Source organism: Leptospira bouyouniensis (genome assembly GCF_004769525.1).
Classification (GTDB): domain Bacteria; phylum Spirochaetota; class Leptospiria; order Leptospirales; family Leptospiraceae; genus Leptospira_A; species Leptospira_A bouyouniensis.
Genome location: NZ_RQFT01000007.1, coordinates 306070 through 328350, shown reverse-complemented (window position 1 = coordinate 328350; position 22281 = coordinate 306070). Strand labels below are relative to the sequence as shown.

Annotated in this window: 19 protein-coding genes; 7 read left to right on the top strand and 12 right to left on the bottom strand. The window is 35.4% G+C overall.

Annotation, left to right across the window (positions count from 1 at the left end):
- Window positions 1–16 precede the first annotated feature (16 nt).
- The 4 genes from EHQ43_RS07610 to EHQ43_RS07595 form a co-directional block, all read right to left on the bottom strand.
- Entirely contained in the window at window positions 17–1582 is a 1566-nt protein-coding gene (locus EHQ43_RS07610) for an adenylate/guanylate cyclase domain-containing protein (RefSeq protein ID WP_167481758.1), read from the bottom strand.
- A 16-nt stretch (window positions 1583–1598) separates the two neighbouring features.
- Window positions 1599–2984: an MFS transporter gene (locus EHQ43_RS07605; protein WP_135770589.1), complete on the bottom strand. Its 1386-nt coding sequence runs from the start codon at window positions 2982–2984 to the stop codon at window positions 1599–1601.
- Between the two features lie 100 nt (window positions 2985–3084).
- Window positions 3085–4875, bottom strand: coding sequence for a SpoIIE family protein phosphatase (locus EHQ43_RS07600; protein ID WP_135741023.1), 1791 nt, complete (start codon window positions 4873–4875; stop codon window positions 3085–3087).
- Window positions 4876–4924: 49 nt separating this feature from the next.
- On the bottom strand, window positions 4925–7216 hold the full coding sequence (locus tag EHQ43_RS07595; protein WP_135770587.1) for a SpoIIE family protein phosphatase: 2292 nt from the start codon (window positions 7214–7216) through the stop codon (window positions 4925–4927).
- 156 nt (window positions 7217–7372) lie between these two features.
- Between EHQ43_RS07595 and EHQ43_RS07590 the strand changes: the two genes are divergently transcribed.
- Entirely contained in the window at window positions 7373–9064 is a 1692-nt protein-coding gene (locus EHQ43_RS07590; RefSeq protein ID WP_135770585.1) for a methyl-accepting chemotaxis protein, read from the top strand.
- Window positions 9065–9094: 30 nt separating this feature from the next.
- Entirely contained in the window at window positions 9095–9520 is a 426-nt protein-coding gene (locus EHQ43_RS07585; RefSeq protein WP_135770583.1) for an OsmC family protein, read from the top strand.
- Between the two features lie 136 nt (window positions 9521–9656).
- Here the strand turns inward: EHQ43_RS07585 and EHQ43_RS07580 are convergent, their stop codons facing one another.
- The 4 genes from EHQ43_RS07580 to EHQ43_RS07565 all read right to left on the bottom strand — a co-directional run bounded on the left by EHQ43_RS07580 (window position 9657) and on the right by EHQ43_RS07565 (window position 13636).
- Complete coding sequence (locus EHQ43_RS07580; protein WP_135770581.1) at window positions 9657–10097, bottom strand: hypothetical protein; 441 nt, start codon at window positions 10095–10097, stop codon at window positions 9657–9659.
- A 4-nt stretch (window positions 10098–10101) separates the two neighbouring features.
- Window positions 10102–11367 (bottom strand): acetyl-CoA acetyltransferase, encoded by a 1266-nt coding sequence (locus tag EHQ43_RS07575; RefSeq protein ID WP_015676506.1) that lies wholly within the window; start codon window positions 11365–11367, stop codon window positions 10102–10104.
- A gap of 13 nt (window positions 11368–11380) precedes the next feature.
- Entirely contained in the window at window positions 11381–12691 is a 1311-nt protein-coding gene (locus EHQ43_RS07570) for a 3-hydroxyacyl-CoA dehydrogenase NAD-binding domain-containing protein (protein WP_135634062.1), read from the bottom strand.
- A 456-nt stretch (window positions 12692–13147) separates the two neighbouring features.
- Window positions 13148–13636: a DUF2721 domain-containing protein gene (locus EHQ43_RS07565; protein WP_135741029.1), complete on the bottom strand. Its 489-nt coding sequence runs from the start codon at window positions 13634–13636 to the stop codon at window positions 13148–13150.
- Window positions 13637–14124: 488 nt separating this feature from the next.
- On the opposite strand from EHQ43_RS07565, the gene EHQ43_RS07560 reads away from it, so the two are divergent.
- From EHQ43_RS07560 to EHQ43_RS07550, 3 genes are all read left to right on the top strand, one after another.
- Window positions 14125–15141 carry a 7TM-DISM domain-containing protein gene (locus EHQ43_RS07560; protein WP_135770579.1) on the top strand — a complete coding sequence of 339 codons (1017 nt, stop codon included), beginning with the start codon at window positions 14125–14127 and terminating at the stop codon, window positions 15139–15141.
- The gene (locus EHQ43_RS07555; protein ID WP_135770577.1) at window positions 15141–15380 is read left to right on the top strand and encodes a hypothetical protein; all 240 of its coding nucleotides are present in this window, start codon (window positions 15141–15143) and stop codon (window positions 15378–15380) included. The genes EHQ43_RS07560 and EHQ43_RS07555 overlap by 1 nt, the downstream gene beginning before the upstream one ends.
- Before the next feature lie 113 nt (window positions 15381–15493).
- A complete protein-coding gene (locus tag EHQ43_RS07550; protein WP_135770575.1) occupies window positions 15494–15952 on the top strand; it encodes an ATP-binding protein in 459 nt (152 codons plus the stop codon).
- Window positions 15953–16051: 99 nt separating this feature from the next.
- Here the strand turns inward: EHQ43_RS07550 and EHQ43_RS07545 are convergent, their stop codons facing one another.
- The 4 genes from EHQ43_RS07545 to EHQ43_RS07535 form a co-directional block, all read right to left on the bottom strand.
- Window positions 16052–16498, bottom strand: coding sequence for a hypothetical protein (locus EHQ43_RS07545; protein WP_135770573.1), 447 nt, complete (start codon window positions 16496–16498; stop codon window positions 16052–16054).
- Between the two features lie 224 nt (window positions 16499–16722).
- Window positions 16723–17115: a response regulator transcription factor gene (locus tag EHQ43_RS19715; RefSeq protein ID WP_244242696.1), complete on the bottom strand. Its 393-nt coding sequence runs from the start codon at window positions 17113–17115 to the stop codon at window positions 16723–16725.
- Entirely contained in the window at window positions 17052–17375 is a 324-nt protein-coding gene (locus EHQ43_RS19710; RefSeq protein WP_244242695.1) for a response regulator, read from the bottom strand. The genes EHQ43_RS19715 and EHQ43_RS19710 overlap by 64 nt, the downstream gene beginning before the upstream one ends.
- Window positions 17376–17449: 74 nt before the next feature.
- On the bottom strand, window positions 17450–18364 hold the full coding sequence (locus EHQ43_RS07535) for a tRNA dihydrouridine synthase (RefSeq protein ID WP_135742402.1): 915 nt from the start codon (window positions 18362–18364) through the stop codon (window positions 17450–17452).
- Window positions 18365–19104: 740 nt separating this feature from the next.
- Here EHQ43_RS07535 and EHQ43_RS07530 point away from each other — a divergent pair.
- A complete protein-coding gene (locus EHQ43_RS07530) occupies window positions 19105–19848 on the top strand; it encodes a hypothetical protein (RefSeq protein WP_244242694.1) in 744 nt (247 codons plus the stop codon).
- A 15-nt stretch (window positions 19849–19863) separates the two neighbouring features.
- Window positions 19864–22281 (top strand): LA_1737 family protein, encoded by a 2418-nt coding sequence (locus tag EHQ43_RS07525; RefSeq protein WP_135770569.1) that lies wholly within the window; start codon window positions 19864–19866, stop codon window positions 22279–22281.

The following is a 22281-nucleotide window of genomic DNA, read 5'->3' as shown; positions in this document are numbered from 1 at the left end:
CCTTTTTTTTACGTACTTATGATATAGGGTAGGAGTATATTTTTTCTTTCGATTCCCTGCCTTTGAGTTCATATTCACCTTCTGATTGTAACCGGTCTCGGATGGAATCGGCCAAAAGGTTTGCCGTGTTTTCTGTGATGAGAAGGTTTTTTTGTAACCCTTTACACAATCCTTCCACACGAGATGCTGTGTTCACTGTATCTCCAATGACTGTAAATTCCATTCGATTGGCAGATCCAATGTTTCCTACAAGTAAACTCCCCGTGTGGATCCCAATCCCCATCTTCAGCTCTGTTAATCCTTCTCCTAAAAATTGTTTGTTGAGAAGGTCTAAATTCTTTTGCATTTGGAGTGCGGTTTGGAAAGCGCGATCCGCATGGTCTAACATTGGCATTGGTGTTCCAAAAACCGCTAAAATCGCATCTCCAATGAATTTATTGATAAATCCACCATGGATTTCGATGGCATTACTCATTTCTTGGAAGTATCGATTTAAGATGTATAAAACTTCTTCTGGAGTTCTTTTTTCTGAAAGTTTAGTAAAATCTCTTAAGTCTGAAAAAAGAATGGTGGCATCAACTACTTTTCCACCTAAGCTATGTTCATTGGATAGGAGATAATCTCTCACTCTTGGATCTACGATTCTCCCAAACGTATCTTTGATCCTTTCTCTTTCTGCAAGTCCTTCTGCCATTTCGTTTACTGCATCTCCGAGAAGTCCTAATTCATCTGAACTAAAGATTGTGACTCTAGTATCAAACTTTTGTTCTTTGATGAGTTCTGTTGCTTCTTCAATTTTATTGAGAGGATGTTGTATACTAATTGCAAAAGTTACAGAAAAAACAAAAGAGAAGAATAACATAATGGCAATCACTTCAAATAAAACATCTGTGTGAATCAATAGGTGTAAATCGAATAGATTTTGATTTGTCCTTAGTAATAAACCAAATATCAAAAGTACGATTGGAAATAATGTAGAGGCTGTCCAAAAAATAATTTGTTTTGTGACAATAGAAAACTGTTTTCCTTTTGCATATTTACCAAGTCCACCCTCTGGAAATACACATGGTATAATCAATGTTTTGTTCAGATAATTCGTAGTAGCGTATGAAAAGGCAAATGCAAATAGTCCCCAAAAAGCAAATAAGATCGTAACAGTCAATATACTTTGGGGTGGGGCTTCCGGGTAAAGAGTGTCAATCCGGAATACAGAAAGAAACGTGGATAATTCCCAACCGACAAATCCATATAAACTAATGATAATGGGAGAATGAACGATTCTATGGCGTGCTTTTTCTTCGGAGAGGTAACTACATTTTTCTTTTTTGAATAAGTAATCAGCTACTGGTAAACTATAAAAAAATAGAATGATTGTGATGATGGGAAATGGTGCCCAAGTCAATGCGAATAGTGTAAAATCTTGAGTAACTCTTGTTGCTTCAAACAATACTAAAAATTTTTCAGGAAGAAAGGCTGTGGAAGTATAGTTGGCAAAGATTAATGTGAACAAACAAGCAGAGAAAGGAACAATAAAATAAATCAGTAAAAATGCAAGGAACTGGAATTTTTGCTTTGGTGCCATGGGTTTCAAATGTAACTTACCTGGTTTCCTTTTTCAATGCTCTTTTTGTTAAGATTCGTTGCACTTGGATGTGTTTTGCATCTGTTAAAGGGAAAAACAGAAATATGATGGAACCTAAGATAAAGAAAAATCCAACCCCAGGTCCAAAAATCAATGCAAGCCGAAATCCAACTTCAGAAGATTGTGTACTCAAACCGTTTTGGAATCCAATGGCATCGAGTAAAAAACCAGTGATGGCGATACCAAATGCTTGAGAGAATTTGACACCCATTTTCCAAATACCAAAATATAACCCTTCGCGCTTTTCACCTGTTTTGTATTCATCATAGTCGACTACATCTGTAAGTATGGAATCCATAATCAATATGGAACCAGCAAAGATACCGCCAAAAAATGCAGCGATGAGTGGAGGTCTCAGTTCTCCATAAGGAAACAAAGGATAAACGATGACAGTAAGGAGTCCTAATCCAAATACACCAAAGAATGCTGGTATTTTTTTTCCAATCTGTTTTGAAATCCATACCCAAAAAGCAATGGATAACATAAGGACGAGAAAAAAAGGCAATAAGATATTGATGACCACTTGCGATTCTTTTAGTCCCAATCTGTATTCATAATAATACAATGCAATCGCTGAGTTAAAGGTTCTGCCGATGGTTGCGATGACAAATGCAAACAACAAAACAAGAAACATTTTGTTTTTTAAAACGGAACCAAAAGATAAAAAGAAGGGGAGTTTATTTTCCTTTTCCACTTCAATATTATCTTTTCCTTTTGTGACCCAAAAAGTGATGATCGAAGAAACTAAAATTACAAGAGATACAATTTCACCTGCAATTGTTCTCGATGTGATGATATTTTCTTTCGAAGTCTCATCACCTAGAGACTGTAATATGGCCGCGGGAACGATCATTCCGATAAGCATACCTATGTTACTAAAAAACAAACGCCAACCAAATACCGAAGTACGTTCATTACGCTCAAAACTAAGTTCTCCTCCGAGAGCAATATGTGGAACGGAGATGATTGTCATGGCAGTGTTCACCAAAAGATAAACACTTAACAAATAAGAAAATTTACCAAGTTGAGAGGAGATTTGCGGCGGAGAGAAAAGTAACAATACTGCAATTGATAATAATATGCCACCAATGAAAATATAAGGTCTTCTGCGTCCGAACCGAGTTTTTGTATGGTCCGAGATCCTTCCCATAAGTGGATCACTAATCGCATCCCAAATGACAGAAATGGACAAAGCAATTCCGGCTAAACTTGAATTTAAACCTATGATTTCAGTATAAAACTTGAGAAGATAAATTTGAGTAAAGAGTTGAACGGCTGTTATACCAGTTTCGGCAAATCCGTATCCCATTTTGACGGGAAGTTTTAGTTTAGAATGGCTCATTCAATGTTCCAGTTATTGGACGGTATGAACTGAGATTTTGTGAAATAAATTGAGAATTAGTCCAAAACGATCCAAAGAATTGAATCTTTTTTTAACTTGTTCAATCACTTTCATAGGCGATCCGAATGATCGAAAAATCGTCGATGACTTGGCCAAGTGCATCCACTTCCTTGATGATCGATTCCAAATTTCCTTTTGTCTTTTCGACAATTTCTAGAAAAATTTCATCTTCTGATAACACTTCCCATTCCCCTTCCTCATTTTTAAAGAGAAGGTCGTCCTTGCCGTCAGAGCCGATGAGAAGTACGTCATTGGGTTGGAGTTGGAACTCATTCACTTTGCTGATTGGAGTTGCTCCCAATGTTCCCAATTTACGATAGGAGATGATCGGAAACAAAAAATTAGCTCTATCGTTTCGATAGAGAACAATCATTGGATGCTCCGCATTGAGAAAGTGGAGTTTGCCAGTTCCTTCTTCAATAAGACCCATAGTCAGAGAAACTAACATCGTCCCATCGAAAGTTTCAAAAATCAATTGTAACTCTTGTAAATTAGATCGTAACCATTCTACGGGTGATAAATTTTTAAATCCTGGATCAGTTTTGGTTCGTTGGACAATTGATTGGAAGACAGATCCAAACACGAGTGCACCACCAGCGCCTTGCATCGATTTCCCCATAGCATCTGCATTAACAAACAAAATATATTTACGATCCTGAAGTTGGATGGTGTGAGAGATATTAATGTCTCCGCCTATTTCATACTTTTGATTTTTAAATTCAAAGGCTTTCTTTTGGCGCAGGAAGTGTTCAACATGAAAGGTTTTGCTATTGATATCTTTAATGGCAAACGGATTGAGTAATTGATAAATTAAATAATAATCTCCATCTTGTTGGACTTTAAGTTTACTGATATCGTTGAGACTCTGGTTTAACTCATCGGTTCTTAATGTAACCTTTTCTTCTAATCCTTCATTTAAGTTCCGGATTTCCGCATACATGTTCTTCAAAGTTCCGATCACGGAGTTAAGATAAAATGCTTGTCTTGCGAAATCATCACTTGATTTAGCTGTAACAAGAACATCAAAATTTCCTTTTGCTAGTTCCCCAAGAGAACGACTGGTTTCATTCAATCCTTCGTTAACAGATTTAGCAACAACATAGGAACACACAATGAGAGGAATGATGAAGATAAAGGAAACTGTTACAATTGGGATCATTGGATCCTCAACTGCGATTTCACCAGTTGCAAGTGAATATAAGATATATGAAAAAATAACAAAAGGTAATGCGGCTAAACTAAAAAATGCAACTAAAATTCTTGTAAAATAATTAAACTTAGGAATGTCCTTTTCTTGTAATTCGACGTTTTTAAATTGAGGTAAATCAAAAAGGTTACGAATCGAACTTTCAGTAATAAAATAATACGTAACAAAAGAAATGGGTGCAATCATTACAAATGTGAAAATTGCTGACCTGGCGACTGATGGTGTATATTCGACCAAATAAAAAAAGAGTAAACTGATTGGGATAACGCCAGATAACCAACGTATTACGATGATGATTGCTTCAATCAATGGATAGCGGAAAAGTAGAATTTTTACAGACTTCGCATATTCCTTTTCTTCTATCGAAAGCGGAGACGTGTTAGATGGAAGTCTCATTTTCTCAATTTTGGCATAAAGGAATTTGAGAAGAAGATGTCGTACAAAAGTACCTAATAATCCGATGCCAGTGGCAAATACGAGACATAAGGCAATAAAAATTTTCCAATGGTTTGCCTCCATCTTTTGGGTGATGATGGCATAATATACTGCGAAGGGTACAGGAACGGTATGTGTAAACGCCTCAAGTTTAAAAGTTAGGTCCCAAAATAAGGTTTTCCTGTTCATAACTGAATTGGTGGAAACGATCACCAAAAACGATACTATATCACAAAATTTAAATCAAGACATTTGGAAATTTTAATCTCAGGATTTGTTTCCATTTTTTTATCCGTTCATGATCGATCGGGAATTGTTGTTCCCATTCATTTAAAATTTCTTTTGCTCTTTGGGTATTCTCTTTCACCAAATACAATCGAATCAAATGGAAGGTATTTTTTGATGTTTTTGGTTCTCTCAAACGGATACGTTCAGAGATTTCAATGGCCTGGTCGATTTTGCCTGCTTTGTGAAGTAAAATAGAGCTAAGTTCCATAAAATTAAGATCAAAAGGGTGGCTTTCTAAATACACTTGGGCATGTTCTGTTGCTTCAGTATATTCCTTCCGTTTGAAATGAAGTTTTGCCAATAATTTATGAAACCTTTTGTTTGTGATAGGTTGCGCTAAAATTTGTTTTTGAAGTGAATCAATTGCTGCATCTATGTTTCCAACTTCTACTAGTTTTTTAGCAGTTTGGTATGATTTTGAAAAACCAGGATTGGGAAGTAATTCACTATTTCCTTTATAATGAACTCGAATCAGAGATAAATCATCAGTGATTTCTCCGTTTTTGCTCAGTATATTGAAAATCGAATCTAATTCACCTTTACCTTGTTCAACGTAAGAAAGGATTAAATTTTCATCTTGATTGATTTGTCTTTGATTTGATTCAATTTGTTCACTGAAGAGTAATAAATCATCCCTACCATCCGATCCACTAATGATCGTATCACCAGGTAACAAACGAAAGGTTTTAATAAATATTCCCGAATTTAATCCTTTGGTTCCAAGTTTTCGATAACTCAATTCGTTTTCTAAAAAACTTGCTTTTTCATCTCTGTATAAAATTAACCATGGGTGTTCTGCATTGATAAAGTATAAAAAACCAGTATCTTCTTCGATAAGCCCGATTACAAGAGAGACAAGCATACTTCCATCAAATCCTTCAAAGATTTTGTGCATTTCGATAAAAGCATTTTTTAGCCATCGTTCTGGGGATTGATTGTATGTGTTTGAAGATAAGTAGGTTCTTTCAATGATGGATTGAAATACTGCTCCTAACACTAATGCTCCACCAGCACCTTGCATGGATTTCCCCATAGCGTCAGAGTTTACAAAAACGGAAAATTTTTTTCCTTGTAAGATCACATTATGTGCGATGTTCAAGTCTCCACCGATTTCGTATTCTTTTCCTTTAAACTCAAATCTCTTTTTTTGTTTCAGAAAAAAATCAATTGAAACAAATTCACTACTCACCTGGTTTTTTCCAAGAGGTTTGAGAAGTAAATGGGTTAAAAAATAATCACCATCTTGTTGGAATTTTAATTTTTTCACTTCTTCAAGTGAATTTTCCAATTCTAATGTTCGTTCTTTTACCTTAGTTTCTAATCCCACGTTTAAAGTAAAAATTTCTGTATACATTGTATTTAGCTGTTGGATAACTCGATTCAGATGAAAAGATTGTTGTCCAAAATCATCCCCAGAAGAAGGCATAGAAACTACTGAAAAGTTTCCTTTTGATAATTCATCTAAGATATGGCTTGTATCACTTAATCCTTGTCTAACGGCTTTTGCGACCAAATAGGCAACAAATACCAATGGAAATATAAAAATAATTCCAATGATCAAAACTTGTAAGGACGGATTTTTTACATGTAAGTTTCCGTTGGCACTCGATATTAACATATATCCAAGAACGGTAACTGGTAAAGCGGCGAGTGCAAAAAAGGAAATCAAGATCCTTTTGAAATAATCGAATTTTGGAATTTCATTTGGTTCGATTGTAATGGGTCGAATCAAAGGGATTTTGAATAAATTGCGAAATGCATTTTCAGTTATGAAATAATAAGCCACAAATGAAATAGGTGGGATCATTACCATGTAAAGTAGAAATGTTGTCCATAAGGTAGGTCTGTATAAATTGAAAAATGGAGTGGCAGCAAAAATTAAACCTACCCCAACAAACCAACGTAATATGATAATGAATCCTTCGTAAAATGGATATCGATATAAAAATAGTTTGAGTTCTTTGGATTTTGCATTGGATCCAATTGTGTAAGTATCCTTGTTTTTTTCAATTTGAAGGTTTTCAAATTGGGTTGAGATTTTTTTTAGAATGATATAACGCCAAAGGCAACCACCGAGAACCATTAATGTTCCACTCGTTACACATAAAACTAAAAATAACAACCATTCGCTGATACTATAAACTTGTGTAATCGAAGCCATATAGATCGCGAAGGGGACTGGAACTAAATGAGTAAATGCTTCTAAACGAATGGTGAGAGGTAAAAAGATAGTTTTGAACATGAAAATTATGGAATATCGTAGGTGATTTTATGAAAAATTTCAGAATGTCAAGCCATTGCAAAAGAATCATTCTTAGTATGATTCTATTTTGCTTGCCTGTTACGGGCTTTGCCTAAATACTTTCAACCATGTCTCCAAAAATGGAACCAAAAGTGTATGCGTAAGAATCTACCTATCACAAACCACGAAGTTACGTTCCAAGAAGGAACAAAGATTACATCCAAAACTGATTTAAAAGGCATCATTACTTATGTAAATGAAGACTTCCTAAAAATTAGTGGTTATAAGCAAGAAGAACTCATTGGACAACCTCATAATCTCATCCGCCACCCAGAGATGCCTGTGGAAGCATTCCGTGACCTTTGGGACACTATCAAAGCTCAGAATTCATGGGTTGGTCTCGTTAAAAATCGATGCAAAAATGGAGATTATTATTGGGTAGATGCCAATGTATCTCCTATCTATGAAGACGGAAAACATATCGGGTACATGTCAGTTCGCACAAAAGCGACCAAATCACAAATTGAAAAAGCAGAAATTCTTTATGCAAAGATGAATTCTGGGAAGTGGAAAGAGGATTTGCGAATTGGGTTATTGTCTGGTCTTTCTTCTAAATCAATTTATTTAATTCAAACTATCGTTAGTTTGCTTTTATTGATAGTATTTTCTTTGATGAATGTTCTTAGCATTCCTGATAATCAAAAACCATTATTAACTGGAATTGGATTTGTTATTTTTTTTCTTATCTCATCTTTAGGGTATTGGAAAATCACAAAAAATAGACATTCCTTTTTGAGAGTCATTGAATACTTAAAAAATTTGTACAAAGGTCAATTGAAATTTGATGTCGAGTTGGAGAATGGTGGTGATTATGCGGAAGTCCTTCAACTCCTTAAAAAAACTCAATATGAGTTTCGCGGAATGATATCCCAACTCATCGGTAATGCTGAAATTGTTAAAACACAAATCAAAGGACTTACAAAAGCAGTCGAACATATCCATGTTGCTTTCCAAGAGTTATCCCTTGCGATGCATTCACTTGCTGATTCTAGTAATGTAACAAGAGAAAGTTCAGAAAGTATACTCCACCAAATGGATGCACTCAACCATCATATCCAAAGTATACGTTCTGAATCAAAAGCGGTAAAACTAGAATCTACTACCGCCCATCAGATTGCAATGGAAGGGAAGAATCGTTCCGACAAAGCAATGGCACAATTCTTTAAGGCAAAAAATCAGATCTTCAAAACTTCTGAATCGATCAAAGATTTAGGAGAAAAAACCAAAGCAATTCGTAAAATTACAGAAACCATCGCTGCCATTTCTGAAAAAACCAACTTGCTTTCGTTAAACGCTTCGATTGAATCTGCGAGGGCAGGCGATGCAGGGAAAGGATTTGCAGTGGTTGCAGGTGAAGTAGGTCTGCTTGCAGAACAATCGAAAAAATCTGCAAAAGAGATTTCTGTTTTCATCAATGATCTTACAACAAAGATATTACAAACCGTTTCAGACATTGAAGAAGGATTAACAGAAGTGGAACTAGGATCAAATGAATTTGAAACCGTTCAAACTGAAATGGAAAGAATTCTGACAAATTCTGTGGTCACAAAAGAAAGTTCGGAAAAGATCAGTAGTTCAACCGAAGGAACACAAGAGAAGTCATCAAATGTGTTATCCAATATGGAAAAAATTCAAAATCAAATGACGCATACATCTTCAATCGTCGAAGAATTGTCCGCTGCGGCAAACGAACAACAACAAACGGTTGCAGCGATAGAGGAATCGATTTCCAATTTGGAGAAGGTAGCAGATAGGCTCGATTCTGTTGCTTTTCGGTTTCAATTTTAGCTATCGAGATATCACAAAAAGGATTTTGTTATGGCAACATCAGATTTAAAACCAAAAATGAATTTTCATGTAGAGACTTCCAGAGCAGATGCGCATTCTAGTTTTTCTCGGTGTAAGTCTGCTGAAATTATTTTAGATACAGATATGCAGGGAAATCCCAATGCATTTAATCCAGCAGAGTTATTACTTTCCGCTTTATCCGCTTGTATCATCAAAGGTGTGGAACGGGTCACACCAATCCTTCATTTCCAACTCAAGGGAATCCAAGTCATTGTGGATGGAATCAGACAAGATGTTCCTCCAAAAATGGAATCAATACGTTACAAGATTATTGTCGATACGGACGAGTCGGATGACCGTTTGCATCTTTTACATGAAAATATAAAAAAATATGGGACTGTCTTTAATACAATTGCTCCAGGGACTGATTTGTCTGGAGAAATTTGCAGGAAATAAAATACCTGATGTTTGGTGGTAGGTTTTCAGGAAAGTATTAACGGTAAAAGGATCGGCTTTTAATTAGGAGTTCCTTTTGAAAGCTTTACAAGTGGATCGTTCGATACCCTCTCAGCGAAAATATAAAATCAAATCCTTATTCTTCATCCTCTTTCCAACCTACTGAATAAATCACAGCAGTAGAAATGGTAAACAGTGAATAATAAGCAACCCAAACCCATACAAGAACTGTTGGTGCAAAGTTTGTAAGAGATAATGTCCATAACATGGGTGATACGAATCCAAGAATGGAAACTAAGATACCCATAAGAAAACCACCTACAAGACCTTGTGGTAAGGATTCTTTCATCAGTGCGTAAAGAAATCCAAAAGCGAGAGTGAATGTTAAGTCGCTGAATACAGGTCCTAACCAAAAAACATCTGTTATGGGAACAAACATCAATTTCAATGTTGGATCAAAGTAAAACTTTGCAAAAAACAACATACGAAGAGGGATGGATACTGCTTCCCAAAACGAAAAGGCAAGAAGGAACCGGACTAAAATCCGATTCCATTTTTCTGTATTCAGCGAGCTCACTGGATTACTTTCCTAAGATGAACACAAAGTTCGTCGTAGCTGATCCACCAATATTGAGCATAAGACCGTTCTTTGCTCCTTTCACTTGGTAATCACCTGCAGTATTTGTGACTTGTTTGTAAAGGTCGAGCATCATACGAACGCCAGATGCTCCCACAGGGTGACCCACTCCAATAAGCCCTCCGGATGGATTGATTGGTTTTTTACCACCGAAGTCAATCGTTCCTTCTTCAATTGCGATGTGTTCTTTTCCAGGTTCTGAGATTCCAAAAGCAGAAATCGCAGCATACTCAGAAGAAGTAAAACAGTCATGTGTCTCAAACACATCAATGTTTTTCACGTCTAGGTCAGCACGTTTGTAAGCATCTTTTACCGTTTGGCGAGTCCATGGAAGGATGTATTTATCTCCAACGGATTCTTGTTTTTTTGCTTCAAAAGTAATTGGTGCTACTCGGTGACCCCATCCTTTTACTCGAGGGATGTCATCGATTTTACGGCCAGTTTTTTTAGCGTATTCTTTCGTGTAGTCTTTAGATGCAAGGATGGTTACGGCAGCACCGTCTGTTACTTGTGAACAGTCAGTGATACAAAGCCTTCCACCTACAGCCATATTGTTTGCACCACCACGAGCCATCGCATGTTCTTTGTTCATGAACCATGTGCGAGTTTGTGCTTTTGGGTTACGTTTTGCGTTTGCGTAGTTGATACGAGAAATTTCAGCTAGTGCATCCATAAATCGTTCTTCTTTGAGTTCGTATCTTTCTAAGATTACATCTGCAAGTTTTCCGAAAAGTTTAGGGAAAGGAAATTGCACTCCTTTCGCTTCTTTATCATAATATGCAGCAGTTCCAAGGAAGTCACCACCTACAGAAGAAGAAACAGTTTTCATCACTTCCACACCAAGAACAATCGCTAGATCGTAATCTTCTGCGCGGATATGTGTGATGGCTGCATCAAGGGCAACGGAACCAGAAGCACAAGCTGCCTCGTAACGAGCACCAGGCACACCAAAAAGGGCAGGGTTTACTTCTGTTAAAAAAGCACCTAAATGTCCTTGGTTCGCATATTGTTCTGCATCAAAGTTACCAACAAAGACAGCAACACGGTTCTCTTTGTTCAATCGTTTGATTTCATCATAACTAATGCCAACTTTTTCAAGAGCATCATCTAATACTTCACGCATCATGGACATAAAGGTTTTTCCTTCCTTTGTCCAGTTCCTTTGGAAGTCGGTTTGTTCTCCGCCTAATACGAATACTTTTTCACTCATATGATACTCCTAATTAACCTTTGAAGAGAGACCTTGCATCAAGTTTGTCGCCGAGTTCGTAGAACTTTTTGCCTTCTTTTGCATCTTTTAAAAGTTTTGGAACTGGAATTTTAGACGCTTCCATTAACTTAATTGTTTCTTTTGGTCCACCAAGGAAATCAACAAACGCAGACGCAGGAACCCAGTTAAAACCAAAACCCATCGCTCCGTCCGTGTTTTCTTTTGTATCCACAACTTCTCCCACGAGAGAGAGCGAATAACTGATGTAACGTGAAATGAAGTAACGTGCGATTTCTGCTTCAAAACCAGATGCGTTTTTCACAACGTCCATTGCACCTTTGTAGTCAGAGTCTTTGATTTTTTGGCGAGCTTCTTTGATGAATGGAATATCAAATTTTGGATACGGATCGTACTCACCTGTTTTGATATTGTAAACAAACTTCTCACGTTTTCCGTCAGGATGTTTCACAACTTTTGTGAGACCACCACCAGATTTCATACCAAGTTTACCGGCATCGATTAACTTTTGGAAGTAACCAGGAAGTTTGAATGTTTCGTGAGCTTCGTCTTTTGTATTGTCATAGATATTGTCTACGATCGCTTTATGGACATCTAGTCCCACAAAGTCTGCCGTTGCCAGTGGTCCCATCGCACGTCCAGTGTAACCTGACATGATTTCGTCCATAAGGGCGATTCCACCTTTATCAGCATACTTTTCTGCAAAGTGAGCCACTTCATTCATCAACTGAAATCCAATACGGTTTCCAGCAAAAGCAGGAGTGTCGTTTGTATACACAACAGCACGACCGAGTACTTTTTCTAAGTATTCACCTAACGCTTGTGTAACTTTTTTATCATTCCCTGAGTGAGTGACGAGTTCACAAAGGATCATTTTATAAGGAGGGTTAAAAAAATGGGTTCCGTAGTAATGTTTTTGGCCATCTTCGTCGTAAGCTTTTGCCAAACGACCGATCGAAAGTCCAGAAGACACAGTGGAAACGATGGTTCCCGGACGGCGAGCCTTTGCAATACGAGTATTAATCGGTTCTTTGACTTCGTAACTTTCCGCCACGAGTTCGAATACCCAATCTGACTCTGCGACAGCTTTTTCCAGATCCGCATCGTAGGAACCAGGGATCATTCTAGCGCGAATTGTATCCGTTTTGACGGATGCGACAGCGGCTTCGATACCCTGTTTTGCTTTTTCAACATCTCTAGCGAGCATATGGACTTTAGCACCACCGAAGGCAGCAATGACGCCTGCACTTCCAGAACCCATGGCTCCGTTGGCACCTAAAATCGTGACAGTTTTGATTTCTCTCATGAAGGAATTTCCGAATCTAATTTTTACTTACCGTTCTAGAAAGCCGAGGTGACAGGAAAATCGTTTTTTTTTGTCAGATTTGTTACAAAAGAGGGTCGAAGGGCGTAGGCACGCGGGTACACTTTCCCCGCCCGATTTGAGGGTGGGGAACTAGACCCACCGCCCAATAGGTTCCCTTTACCACAACTTACTTTTTTTGGCACGCCCATTCCGAAAACCCAAGATTTTCTTTCCGATAAGTTCATAGTTATGCCTTAGGGCACCCGGGCGGGCTCTCTTCGGGGTCCGCTCACGCTCCCGTCTTCGGCTAGCCTATGACCGCCGAAGACCAAGCCCTACGGATCCCTGGTGCGGATCCAAATTTAGAACAAAACCCATTTGAATTTGAATCAATACAAGCTGCCCAAATGGAAAATAAAAATCTCTGATTTGGGCTTTGTTTCAGAATGTGAAATTTTATTTTTCTTGGAGTTCTCGCTCCAAAAATTCTACGAACTCAATTTGTCGATTGATGAAAGTTAGGTTATACCTACTTTCATAAAAAAGTAAGGCACTTGCAACAAATAAACAAACTCCACCTAGGATGGCGACAATGGTTGCGAACCAAGTTTGGTTTTTTGCAAATGCAAGTGTAAACGCCAAGGTTAAACTGGAAATAATAAATAAAGAAGTCGCTAAATATAAAAATGCCATCGATCGTTGGATAAGGACAGCTCTCTTTTTTTGAACTGAAAGTTGGTGGCGCAAATAAACCAATCTTTCTTTTTGATAATTTCTTTTTCCATCTAACAAAAGTTCCACTTCTGATTTTAAGAGATTTACTCGGTCAAATATTCGCCCAAGTCGGTTAGCGGTAGAAAAAATCAAACTAGCGCAGGCAGAAACAAGGACGGCAGGAGTGATCATGCCAGAAAGGATTTCGGAACTTGTAAAGGAATCGAACATAGGAATAAATTCAGACAGATCCTAGGATTTGAAAGGAAAAAAACTAACGAAGAATGGAAGATGAAAAAATATTGACTCTCTTAATTTGAAAGCTACACCTAACAAACATTGAAATCGAAAATTATCATTCCGTCTTTGCTTATTGGATTGGTTGCGAACACCCCAAGTCAATTCATAACAGAATTGACGCTAAAGAAGGTGTTCTTGATTTCAGTGATGTTTCTTTTGATGATGAAACCATTTATCCACTTTCAGGGGAATGGAAATTTTATTGGAAACAATTCATTGGAGCCGAAGGGAGTCGAAAGAAAGAAACAGAAACCTTAATATGGAAATTATCTCCTTCAGTTTGAAACGAAACTCGATTTGGTAACGAACTAATTGAGAGTTATGGATATGCTACATATGAATTAGAGGTTCATCAAAAAAATATTCGATCAGACCTTGCTATTTTTATACCAGATATTGGGACATCTTATCAACTTAACGTGAATGATCAAATTCTCACATCAGTGGGAAAGATCGGAATCACAAAGAACGAAGTACATCCAAAATACAAACCACAAATAATCTTATTGCCTGCGAACAAAAATTATCAATTTAAACTCCATGTTTCCAACTTTCACAATCGATGGGGTGGGTATAGGTATCCCATTTTAATTGGGAATGCAGAAATCGTTTTTCAGAAAAAACAAAGACGAATTAATTTTACTGTAGCTGTTTGTATTGCCGCCGCACTGATGGCATGTTACAACATCATCTTTTTTTACTGTCGCAAAACAGATATTACTCCTCTTTTGTTTTCGATCCATTGTCTTATGATTTTATTGAGGGCTTTGACGACTGGAGAGAGATTAGGCCATTTATTTACAGATGATCTTTCCTGGGATTTGTTGAATCGGATCGAATATTTTTCTGCATTCTCTACTGAACCAGTTTTATACGCCTTTTTATACAGAATGATTCCAAGTTTATTTTGGAAACGATTTGGGAAATATTTTAATACTCCACTCTATATTATGTGTTATTTGACTTTGGTAGCACCTAATTCAGTATATGCGTTTTTTTTAAACTATATCTTATTATATATTTATTTAACTGTTGTGCCATGTTGGTTCTTCCTATTGTTATTGGCAGTGATAAAAAAAGAAAAAGATGCAGTTGGTCTTTTTGTAACTTATGTGGTGATCATGATTGCAAACATCAATGATACTTTGGTTACTTTCGGAATGGTAGATGGATTTTATCTGGTTCCATATAGTCAGATTTTTTTAATTTTTTCTCACTCAATCATTATTTCGAAACGATATTCAAACTCATTATTAGCTTCCGAAGAATTATCCATTCAAATGAAACAGTTAGTTGTTTCTTCACAAAAAATTATGTCATCAAAAGATGATGTAGATGCTGCAAAGTCTGCCTTGGAAATTTTAACATCTAAAATTGGAAAAGGAGAAACTATTTATATTTATGTAACGAACCAATCTATCGAGATAGCAGAGTGATGATTCCTCTCATTCATAATGGAATATTGCAGATGGTGCTTGATTTCCCTACAAATCAGTTTTCTATGGGTGAATCTGATTTGGATTGGGCAAAATCGATTACCTACGCATTGGTACTTTCAGTTCAAAATTTAAACAGACATGATCTTGAGAAGTACGCAGTCATTGGTGAGCTTTCTTCAGAAATTGCTCACGATATTGGAAATCATGTGATGTTGATCCGAAAAAATTTAGAGTGATTGGATGTACATTCAAAACGCCAAGAGATTGTATTAAAACAAACTAAACATGAAATCGATATTTTATCAAATCTCTCGTTTGATATTCTAGAGTATTCTAAAAAAATATTGTTTTGGATTTAAAACTAACAGATGTAAAAACATTTTATTTGAGTATAGTTGATGATCTTTCTATTTTATTTCAAAATAGTAAAATTCAATTTCGACATACTAATACCTCCACAAATATTCTCATAGAAATTGATACACTTAGGATGAGAAGACTTTGCATTAACATTGCAAAAAATAGTTTAGACTTAGGGTCAAATGTCTCCGAATTTATGTTTTCCATTCATTCAGAAAATTCAACACTCTATATGATATTTGAAGATGATGGGCCAGGTATGAGTGAAGAAATGAAACGTAGAGTATTGAATTCAAAAATCGAATCCAAAAAACCTTTTGGTGCGGGATTAGGACTATCCATTGTGCGAAAAATTGTGTTAGCACATGGAGGTGAGCTTCTGTTAACTGATAAGCCTTCAGGTGGAATCAGATTTACGATATTACTTCCATTCATTGAACAGAAGTAATCGTTTTCATAGTAACTGTCGTTTGCAATTGATTATTGGCAAATCCCAAGGGAACCACTATATTTGATAGTTGTGGGATTTCCAATTCTGAAACTTACTTTACGGTGAAGTTGTCGCAATATTACTACCGAACGCAACGGCAATAAAAACTCCATTACCAAAAGCTACTGATCGCCAATTAACAGAAGTTGGTAAAGTTCTGCTAGTCCACAAAGAACCGTCTGAACCACAAGTGATGGTTACATTCGAGATTTTTGCTGTTGCAGTTCCTCTTCCATTGCTCACTGTACAAGGAAGCCCATTCGGTTGTGTTGATATTGTAATATTGTAAGCACCTGCTACTTTCGTTGTAAAAGTAAAACTTCTAGCACCTGATGCGACCTGTAATTCTTCGCCTGAATCATTTCGAAGAACTAATTCTGATTTTACAAGCCCTGAAATTGTGCCACCAATCGTATAGTTGGAAGATTGGTTAATAAATGAAGGAAGCAGTCCAAAAATTAAATCAGATGAATCATTGTTATTGCTTTCTTGACATTCAAACATTAAGAATGCCAAAATCAATATGAAGAATTTTGAAAATAGGCCTTTCAATTTTTTTTCACCTATTTCGTTTAAAATTCAAAAACAATTGAGTTCAATGAAGTCCTTATCGATTTGGTTTCGAATCTAACTTTGAGTTTATCCAAAATACAAAAAAGATACTATATCGGTTTTTACGTAGTTTGTTATGTCCAATCCGTATTCGTACGGATAAAGTCTTAAATTGATTAAAATAAATTCTTTGATTGGAGGAGGTTGAGCATTTTTGCAAATGCAAAAGTGGAACGGATTTCTAATTTTTGCATGATCGAAGAACGATGTGTTTCAACTGTACGGATACTTATTTGGAGTTCATCAGCAATTTCTCTATTTAGTTTTCCAGATTTCAGCTCATGTAAAACATCTAATTCGCGTTTTGACAAAGTATTTAGTTTCTTTAATAGTTCATCGGTTTCTGTGAATTCAATTTGTAAGTTGTTAATTTTGTGTGGAAAAATTTTTTTACCTTGGTATACACTTTTGATTGTATTCAGAATATTAATCGAAGTTTCCGTTTTTAGAATGTATGCATCTGCTCCAAAATTGGCTGCTTTTTGTAGATATTCCCAATCGCGATGCATGGTAAAAAAATAATTTTCAAAGTGGGAAATTTTTGTTTTACATTTGTTAACTCATTAATCCCATTTTCTTCTTTAAGTGAGATGTCCATAATCAATACATCTACGGTTTTAAATTTCATTCGGTTCAAACCATCGTGAATGGAATCACTTGATCCAACAAATTTAAATCCAGAGTCAGATTCGATTTCAGCTTGGAGTCCTTTTCTTAAAATCGGGTGGTCATCGATGACAAAAACTGAAATTTGAGATTTGGAAGACAATTTGATACCATAATGGATTGCCTTTTCCAATTTTGAAATATTAACAAGTAGAAAATATGAAAAGAAATTTCTTTTTATTTATGATCCTTCCAATAAGTTTCAAATTCATCGATATTTCTAAATCGTTTTACAATTTCAAAGTCTTTTTCGGCTTCTAAATATTGTCTCGATAAATAATGTAACCATTGTTTAATGCGGCCACCACGACTTGTGGTATCCATATTCAATTCCAACTTCTTCCAATATTTGTGTAAAATTCCTTTGGTATCGTTCCAAGTCATTGGTTCCATTTGTATTCCCCGGATCATCCGAGCTAGTGAAGGGTTAGCAACAGCACCTCGTCCAATCATGATGTCTTTGCAACCAGACATTTCCTTACATCGAGTAGCATCTTCTACTGTCCAAATTTCTCCATTGGCGACTACAGGTACTTTTACTGTTTCGATAATCTTTTGGATCCATTCCCAATAAGCTGGAGGTTTGTAGCCGTCAGTTTTGGTTCTCGCATGTACAACGATTTCTTCTGCACCACCATCTTCTAATGCTTTTGCACAATCAAGCGCTTGTTCGGTGGAATCAAATCCTAATCGCATTTTCCCGGTCACAGGGATATGGGAAGGAACTGCTTTCCTCACTGCCTTCACAATCGAAAACATAAGATCTGGTTCTTTTAAAAGGGCGGCACCACCACGATTACGGTTCACTGTTGGAGCTGGGCACCCAAAATTTAAATCAATGCCGTAAGCGCCGAGGGTTGCGACCATACTCGCATTTTCGGCCATACAATTGATATCTGAACCTAACAACTGTACTTTGACAGGAATGCCGCTTAAAGTACGGCTATTGTGATGTAATTCTGGCACATATCGGTAAATCCGATGAGGAGGTAAAAGTGTATCATTGACTCGAATGAATTCACTCACGCATTCGTCATAACCACCAATTTCAGTTAAAATTTCACGTAATCGAAAGTCTAAGAGACCTTCCATCGGTGCCAATAAGATTCTAAAAGATTCCACTATTCTGTCATTTTCCAGACTAAAACTCTGCTAACATCCTAACTTTTCTACCGAATGGTAAAGGTGATCGATTGATCCTCGCTATACCTTTTGAAACGCTGGGTTTTTCGTTCTAATCGATGTTCACATCCATGTTGGCAGGTTTCCCTTCCATTGCCAAGTGAAATGTTTCTGATCTTTTCAGGTTTAAATCTTCATTTGTTTTACGAAAGGTTGTAAATTGACTGTGAAATTCAAATGAGCATTCCAAAATTTGAGTTTTTTTGTTTATCTATGATTCCCAAGTCCATTCGACTAATTCGCATCATGTGAAAAACATAATATATATACTGCATTACATTATATAAACGCAAATTACTTCCTAATTTTCTTTTATCGCAAGAATCATATTCGTTATTTATATTGATTTTTATTCTTAAAAATCAAATTTGCTTTTTAATGTTAGACGACCGATATTGGTCACTCATTATGTTCTACGTAAATGGGGGGATTGCTATAAAATATTATCATTGATTAGATTGATAGATTTCTAAAGTCTCTACTTTTTTGCCATTAGATTCAATAAAAATTTGATTGTTCTTTGTTTAGGAATTTGAATCATTTCCAAATTACCTATGAAAAAACAAATTTTGATATTTGTTAGTATACTATCATTGAATGGGTGTTCTACGAAGGAAGTCATAATCCCGAAAGAAAATCTAAAGCAATCTATGTCGGCGCCAGTGTATGCCGAAATCTTGGATTTTAACGAATTTCTATTGCCTATTTTTAAGGAAAAAGATCGGCAAAGCAAACCTGGGAAAATCTATTATGCTATTTTAAAAGATAAGGAAACTCAGAAAATTCTTCGGAGTATCGCCATTTTAGTTGATGACAAATCGATGAATTTAAAACCGGAAGAATACATCAACTATCCTATTTACTATGCAAATAGTATGTCGAAACGATTTCGTTTTTGGCATCATTATAATTCTGAATATGATATACGGCGAGCAGCAGATAACTCTCCTATTTATATGCCAGTATATGCTTCAGCAAATGTAGTGACTTTGGCAGCATTTGGGATTGCCTATGTTGCATCCACAGGGACTGCTTTTATCGTTGGGTTAGGGAAAGGTACATACGAATTTACAGAAGACATACTTGAAGGAGTCATCATCTCGAAAGAAGAAATTGTATTGGCTTATAATGATTATATTTACGATGAAATAGGTAGATTAAAATCAATCACAACATTTTTACCTTACCGTTCCATTTCAAAATCGGTGATTCCTTTGTATGATCGTGAAGGTAAAAAACAAATTGGCCAAATGTATCCTTCTTCAAAACCAATTTTATTATCACAAATGGATTTCAATTATACAAAATCTAATCCGAATCCTAAATCCGTGATCATGTATGAATTTTTGCCGCAAAAAAACAAAAAGATAATTTCTTTACCAATTCGAGACTAAATAGATCAGGAAAAAATGAGACCAAAGTTTCTTCAGAATTCTTTACTACGAGTTTCATTGATTTATTTTTTGTTTTTTACAGACACTGTTTCTGCAAAAACTTGGTCAGATTTAGAAAGTGAAAAAGAAACAAAAATTTACGGTAGCGAGAGGAGTGCAAAATACAAAGCAAGTAATATATTCTATGACATAGAAGATTGGAAAGATCATTATTCTATTCATGCATTAGGTTTTTACCGTTATTATGATTATCCACTTTCGAAATCCAAAACAGTTTTTCCCTTTTACCATCACATTCAAAGTAAAAAAGACAAAAGAGAATATAAAAGAATAATCAATGTCAATATCACAAAAGAAAATGATTCCATTCAAAAATCAGTATTTCCATTCGTATTTTGGGGATATGATACAAATAGTTCCTATATCACTGCAATTCCATTGTTTTATCAAAAACAAAGTTCAAATCAAAACATCTTAGGTTTTCCCATTTTACCAATTTTATATTATCACAACAAAGAAAATTTAAATGAAAATCAAAATCGATACATTCGCCTATTCACCATACTTCATTACGAGACGACAAACCATAAAGGATTACATGAGTTATCCCTAACTCCCATATTCTATTATTCAAAAGATAATTATTTATTTTTGCCATTATTATTGTACTATCAAAATTTTCGTTCCAGTTTAAATGAATATTGGTTGGGGCCAGTATATTATTCGAAAGACCAAACAAAAGAAGAGAGATTATTTGTATTTTTTCCCTTTATTGGAAGTTATGTGTCTCCCAAAAAGGAAATTGATTTTATTTTTCCTATTTACCTAAATATGAAAGATAACGAAGAAGATTATCATATCAATTTATTTTGGTACACCAAAGTACATGATGTAAATGCAGATTTAGCAACCAATGACGGCAATGTTTATTTAGACTATGATTTTGGTTTGTTTTATAATCTAGTTGGAATTTCTCAGCGCACTAAAATCTTAAAAGGTAACATTTTAAAAAGAAACGATTCAAATTCTGAAAAACCAGAATTAAAACGTAAAAGAGAGTTTAATCGAGAAAATAGTGATCAATTTATAGGTTATCAGCTTTTGTTTGGTATTTTCTCTTATGAAAAAGCTGATACTAAAAAACATATTAGACTATTGCCTCTTGCCTGGTTCACTTGGGATGACTCTTCAGAAGATGAAGTGGTTTTATTGCCTCCATTTTTCCCGATTTGGTTTAGTTATGTTGCAGATGATTTAGAATACAAAATTTTATTTCCTTTGTATGGAAAACAAAAAGAAAAAAATTCTGAATTAGTTTCGTATTTATTAAATTTTTACATAAAGGAAGAATATAAAGAAAACAATCTAAGTGAAAGATCATATTTTTGGCCATTTGTCAATGTATATCGTTCAGATATATATTCTGGGCATCGAGTTTTACCTTTTTATATCCAAAAGAATGAAACCAATGAATCAAAATCCACTTATAAAAATTATACATTATTCTCTATTTATGAAGAAACAATATGGAAAAACTTTGAACGAAAAGAATTTTTAATCTGGCCATTGTGGATTTCTTATGACAAGATTCGAAATTATAAAAAGGAATCAGAAACAACAATTTGGATCACTCCATTTTATTATCGAAATCAAACGAATACTCAGAAGCGAACAAACTTGTTATGGTTCATCGATTGGGAGTGGAGACAATCTAATGATCATTCCCTTCAAAATAATAACCAAAATGAAACATCGAAAGAAAAACTTTCTCATATACTTGTTTTTCCATTTTATTTTTCTGATTCTAGTTTTTCCATTATACCACTTTCTTTCAATTTCTGGAATCAGAATGAATTTAGAACTTTCACTTTGTTAAACTATTACCATTGGAAAAAAGATGGTCATTATTATAATTTTTTATACTTACTCGAATCTGAAAATACTGAATTAAAATATAAGTTCAAAAGTTTGGGAAATTTACTGTGGAGTATAGAGAAAACACCAAAAGAATTAAGCCGGTTCACTGTTTTATGGTTAGGGTACGATTATACAACTTATAAAAAAACAGTTAATTTTTTCCCACTTTTCAGGATTATGACAACAACAGATGAATCTTCAAAGATGATTGGTCCATTTTTATATTATCATTCAAAATCCAATGAGGAGATGACCGAGTTAGCTCTTTTAGGTATAGGTTATTATCATAATGAAACTAAATCGGATAAACAATATTCAACTTATGTATTATTAGGAATTTTGTACCAAGAGAAAACAGAATTAGAAAGAGGTTTTGTCAAACGTGGTAGTCTTTGGGGTTGGCTTTGGGAATACCAAACAGAAGAGAATGGGTATGAAAAATTTTCGATATTAAAATTATTCTCTTATTCTAAGGAACCAGATGGAACTAAAAAAATTTTAGGGATCAGTATTTAA

Coding starts and splice junctions, on each gene's coding strand:
- EHQ43_RS07610 (WP_167481758.1), bottom strand. CDS start 1,582: ATGGCACCAAAGCAAAAATTCCAGTTCCTTGCATTTTTACTGATTTAT.
- EHQ43_RS07605 (WP_135770589.1), bottom strand. CDS start 2,984: ATGAGCCATTCTAAACTAAAACTTCCCGTCAAAATGGGATACGGATTT.
- EHQ43_RS07600 (WP_135741023.1), bottom strand. CDS start 4,875: ATGAACAGGAAAACCTTATTTTGGGACCTAACTTTTAAACTTGAGGCG.
- EHQ43_RS07595 (WP_135770587.1), bottom strand. CDS start 7,216: ATGTTCAAAACTATCTTTTTACCTCTCACCATTCGTTTAGAAGCATTT.
- EHQ43_RS07590 (WP_135770585.1), top strand. CDS start 7,373: ATGCGTAAGAATCTACCTATCACAAACCACGAAGTTACGTTCCAAGAA.
- EHQ43_RS07585 (WP_135770583.1), top strand. CDS start 9,095: ATGGCAACATCAGATTTAAAACCAAAAATGAATTTTCATGTAGAGACT.
- EHQ43_RS07575 (WP_015676506.1), bottom strand. CDS start 11,367: ATGAGTGAAAAAGTATTCGTATTAGGCGGAGAACAAACCGACTTCCAA.
- EHQ43_RS07570 (WP_135634062.1), bottom strand. CDS start 12,691: ATGAGAGAAATCAAAACTGTCACGATTTTAGGTGCCAACGGAGCCATG.
- EHQ43_RS07565 (WP_135741029.1), bottom strand. CDS start 13,636: ATGTTCGATTCCTTTACAAGTTCCGAAATCCTTTCTGGCATGATCACT.
- EHQ43_RS07555 (WP_135770577.1), top strand. CDS start 15,141: ATGATTCCTCTCATTCATAATGGAATATTGCAGATGGTGCTTGATTTC.
- EHQ43_RS07545 (WP_135770573.1), bottom strand. CDS start 16,498: ATGTTTGAATGTCAAGAAAGCAATAACAATGATTCATCTGATTTAATT.
- EHQ43_RS19715 (WP_244242696.1), bottom strand. CDS start 17,115: ATGCATCGCGATTGGGAATATCTACAAAAAGCAGCCAATTTTGGAGCA.
- EHQ43_RS07535 (WP_135742402.1), bottom strand. CDS start 18,364: ATGGAAGGTCTCTTAGACTTTCGATTACGTGAAATTTTAACTGAAATT.
- EHQ43_RS07530 (WP_244242694.1), top strand. CDS start 19,105: ATGTCGGCGCCAGTGTATGCCGAAATCTTGGATTTTAACGAATTTCTA.
- EHQ43_RS07525 (WP_135770569.1), top strand. CDS start 19,864: ATGAGACCAAAGTTTCTTCAGAATTCTTTACTACGAGTTTCATTGATT.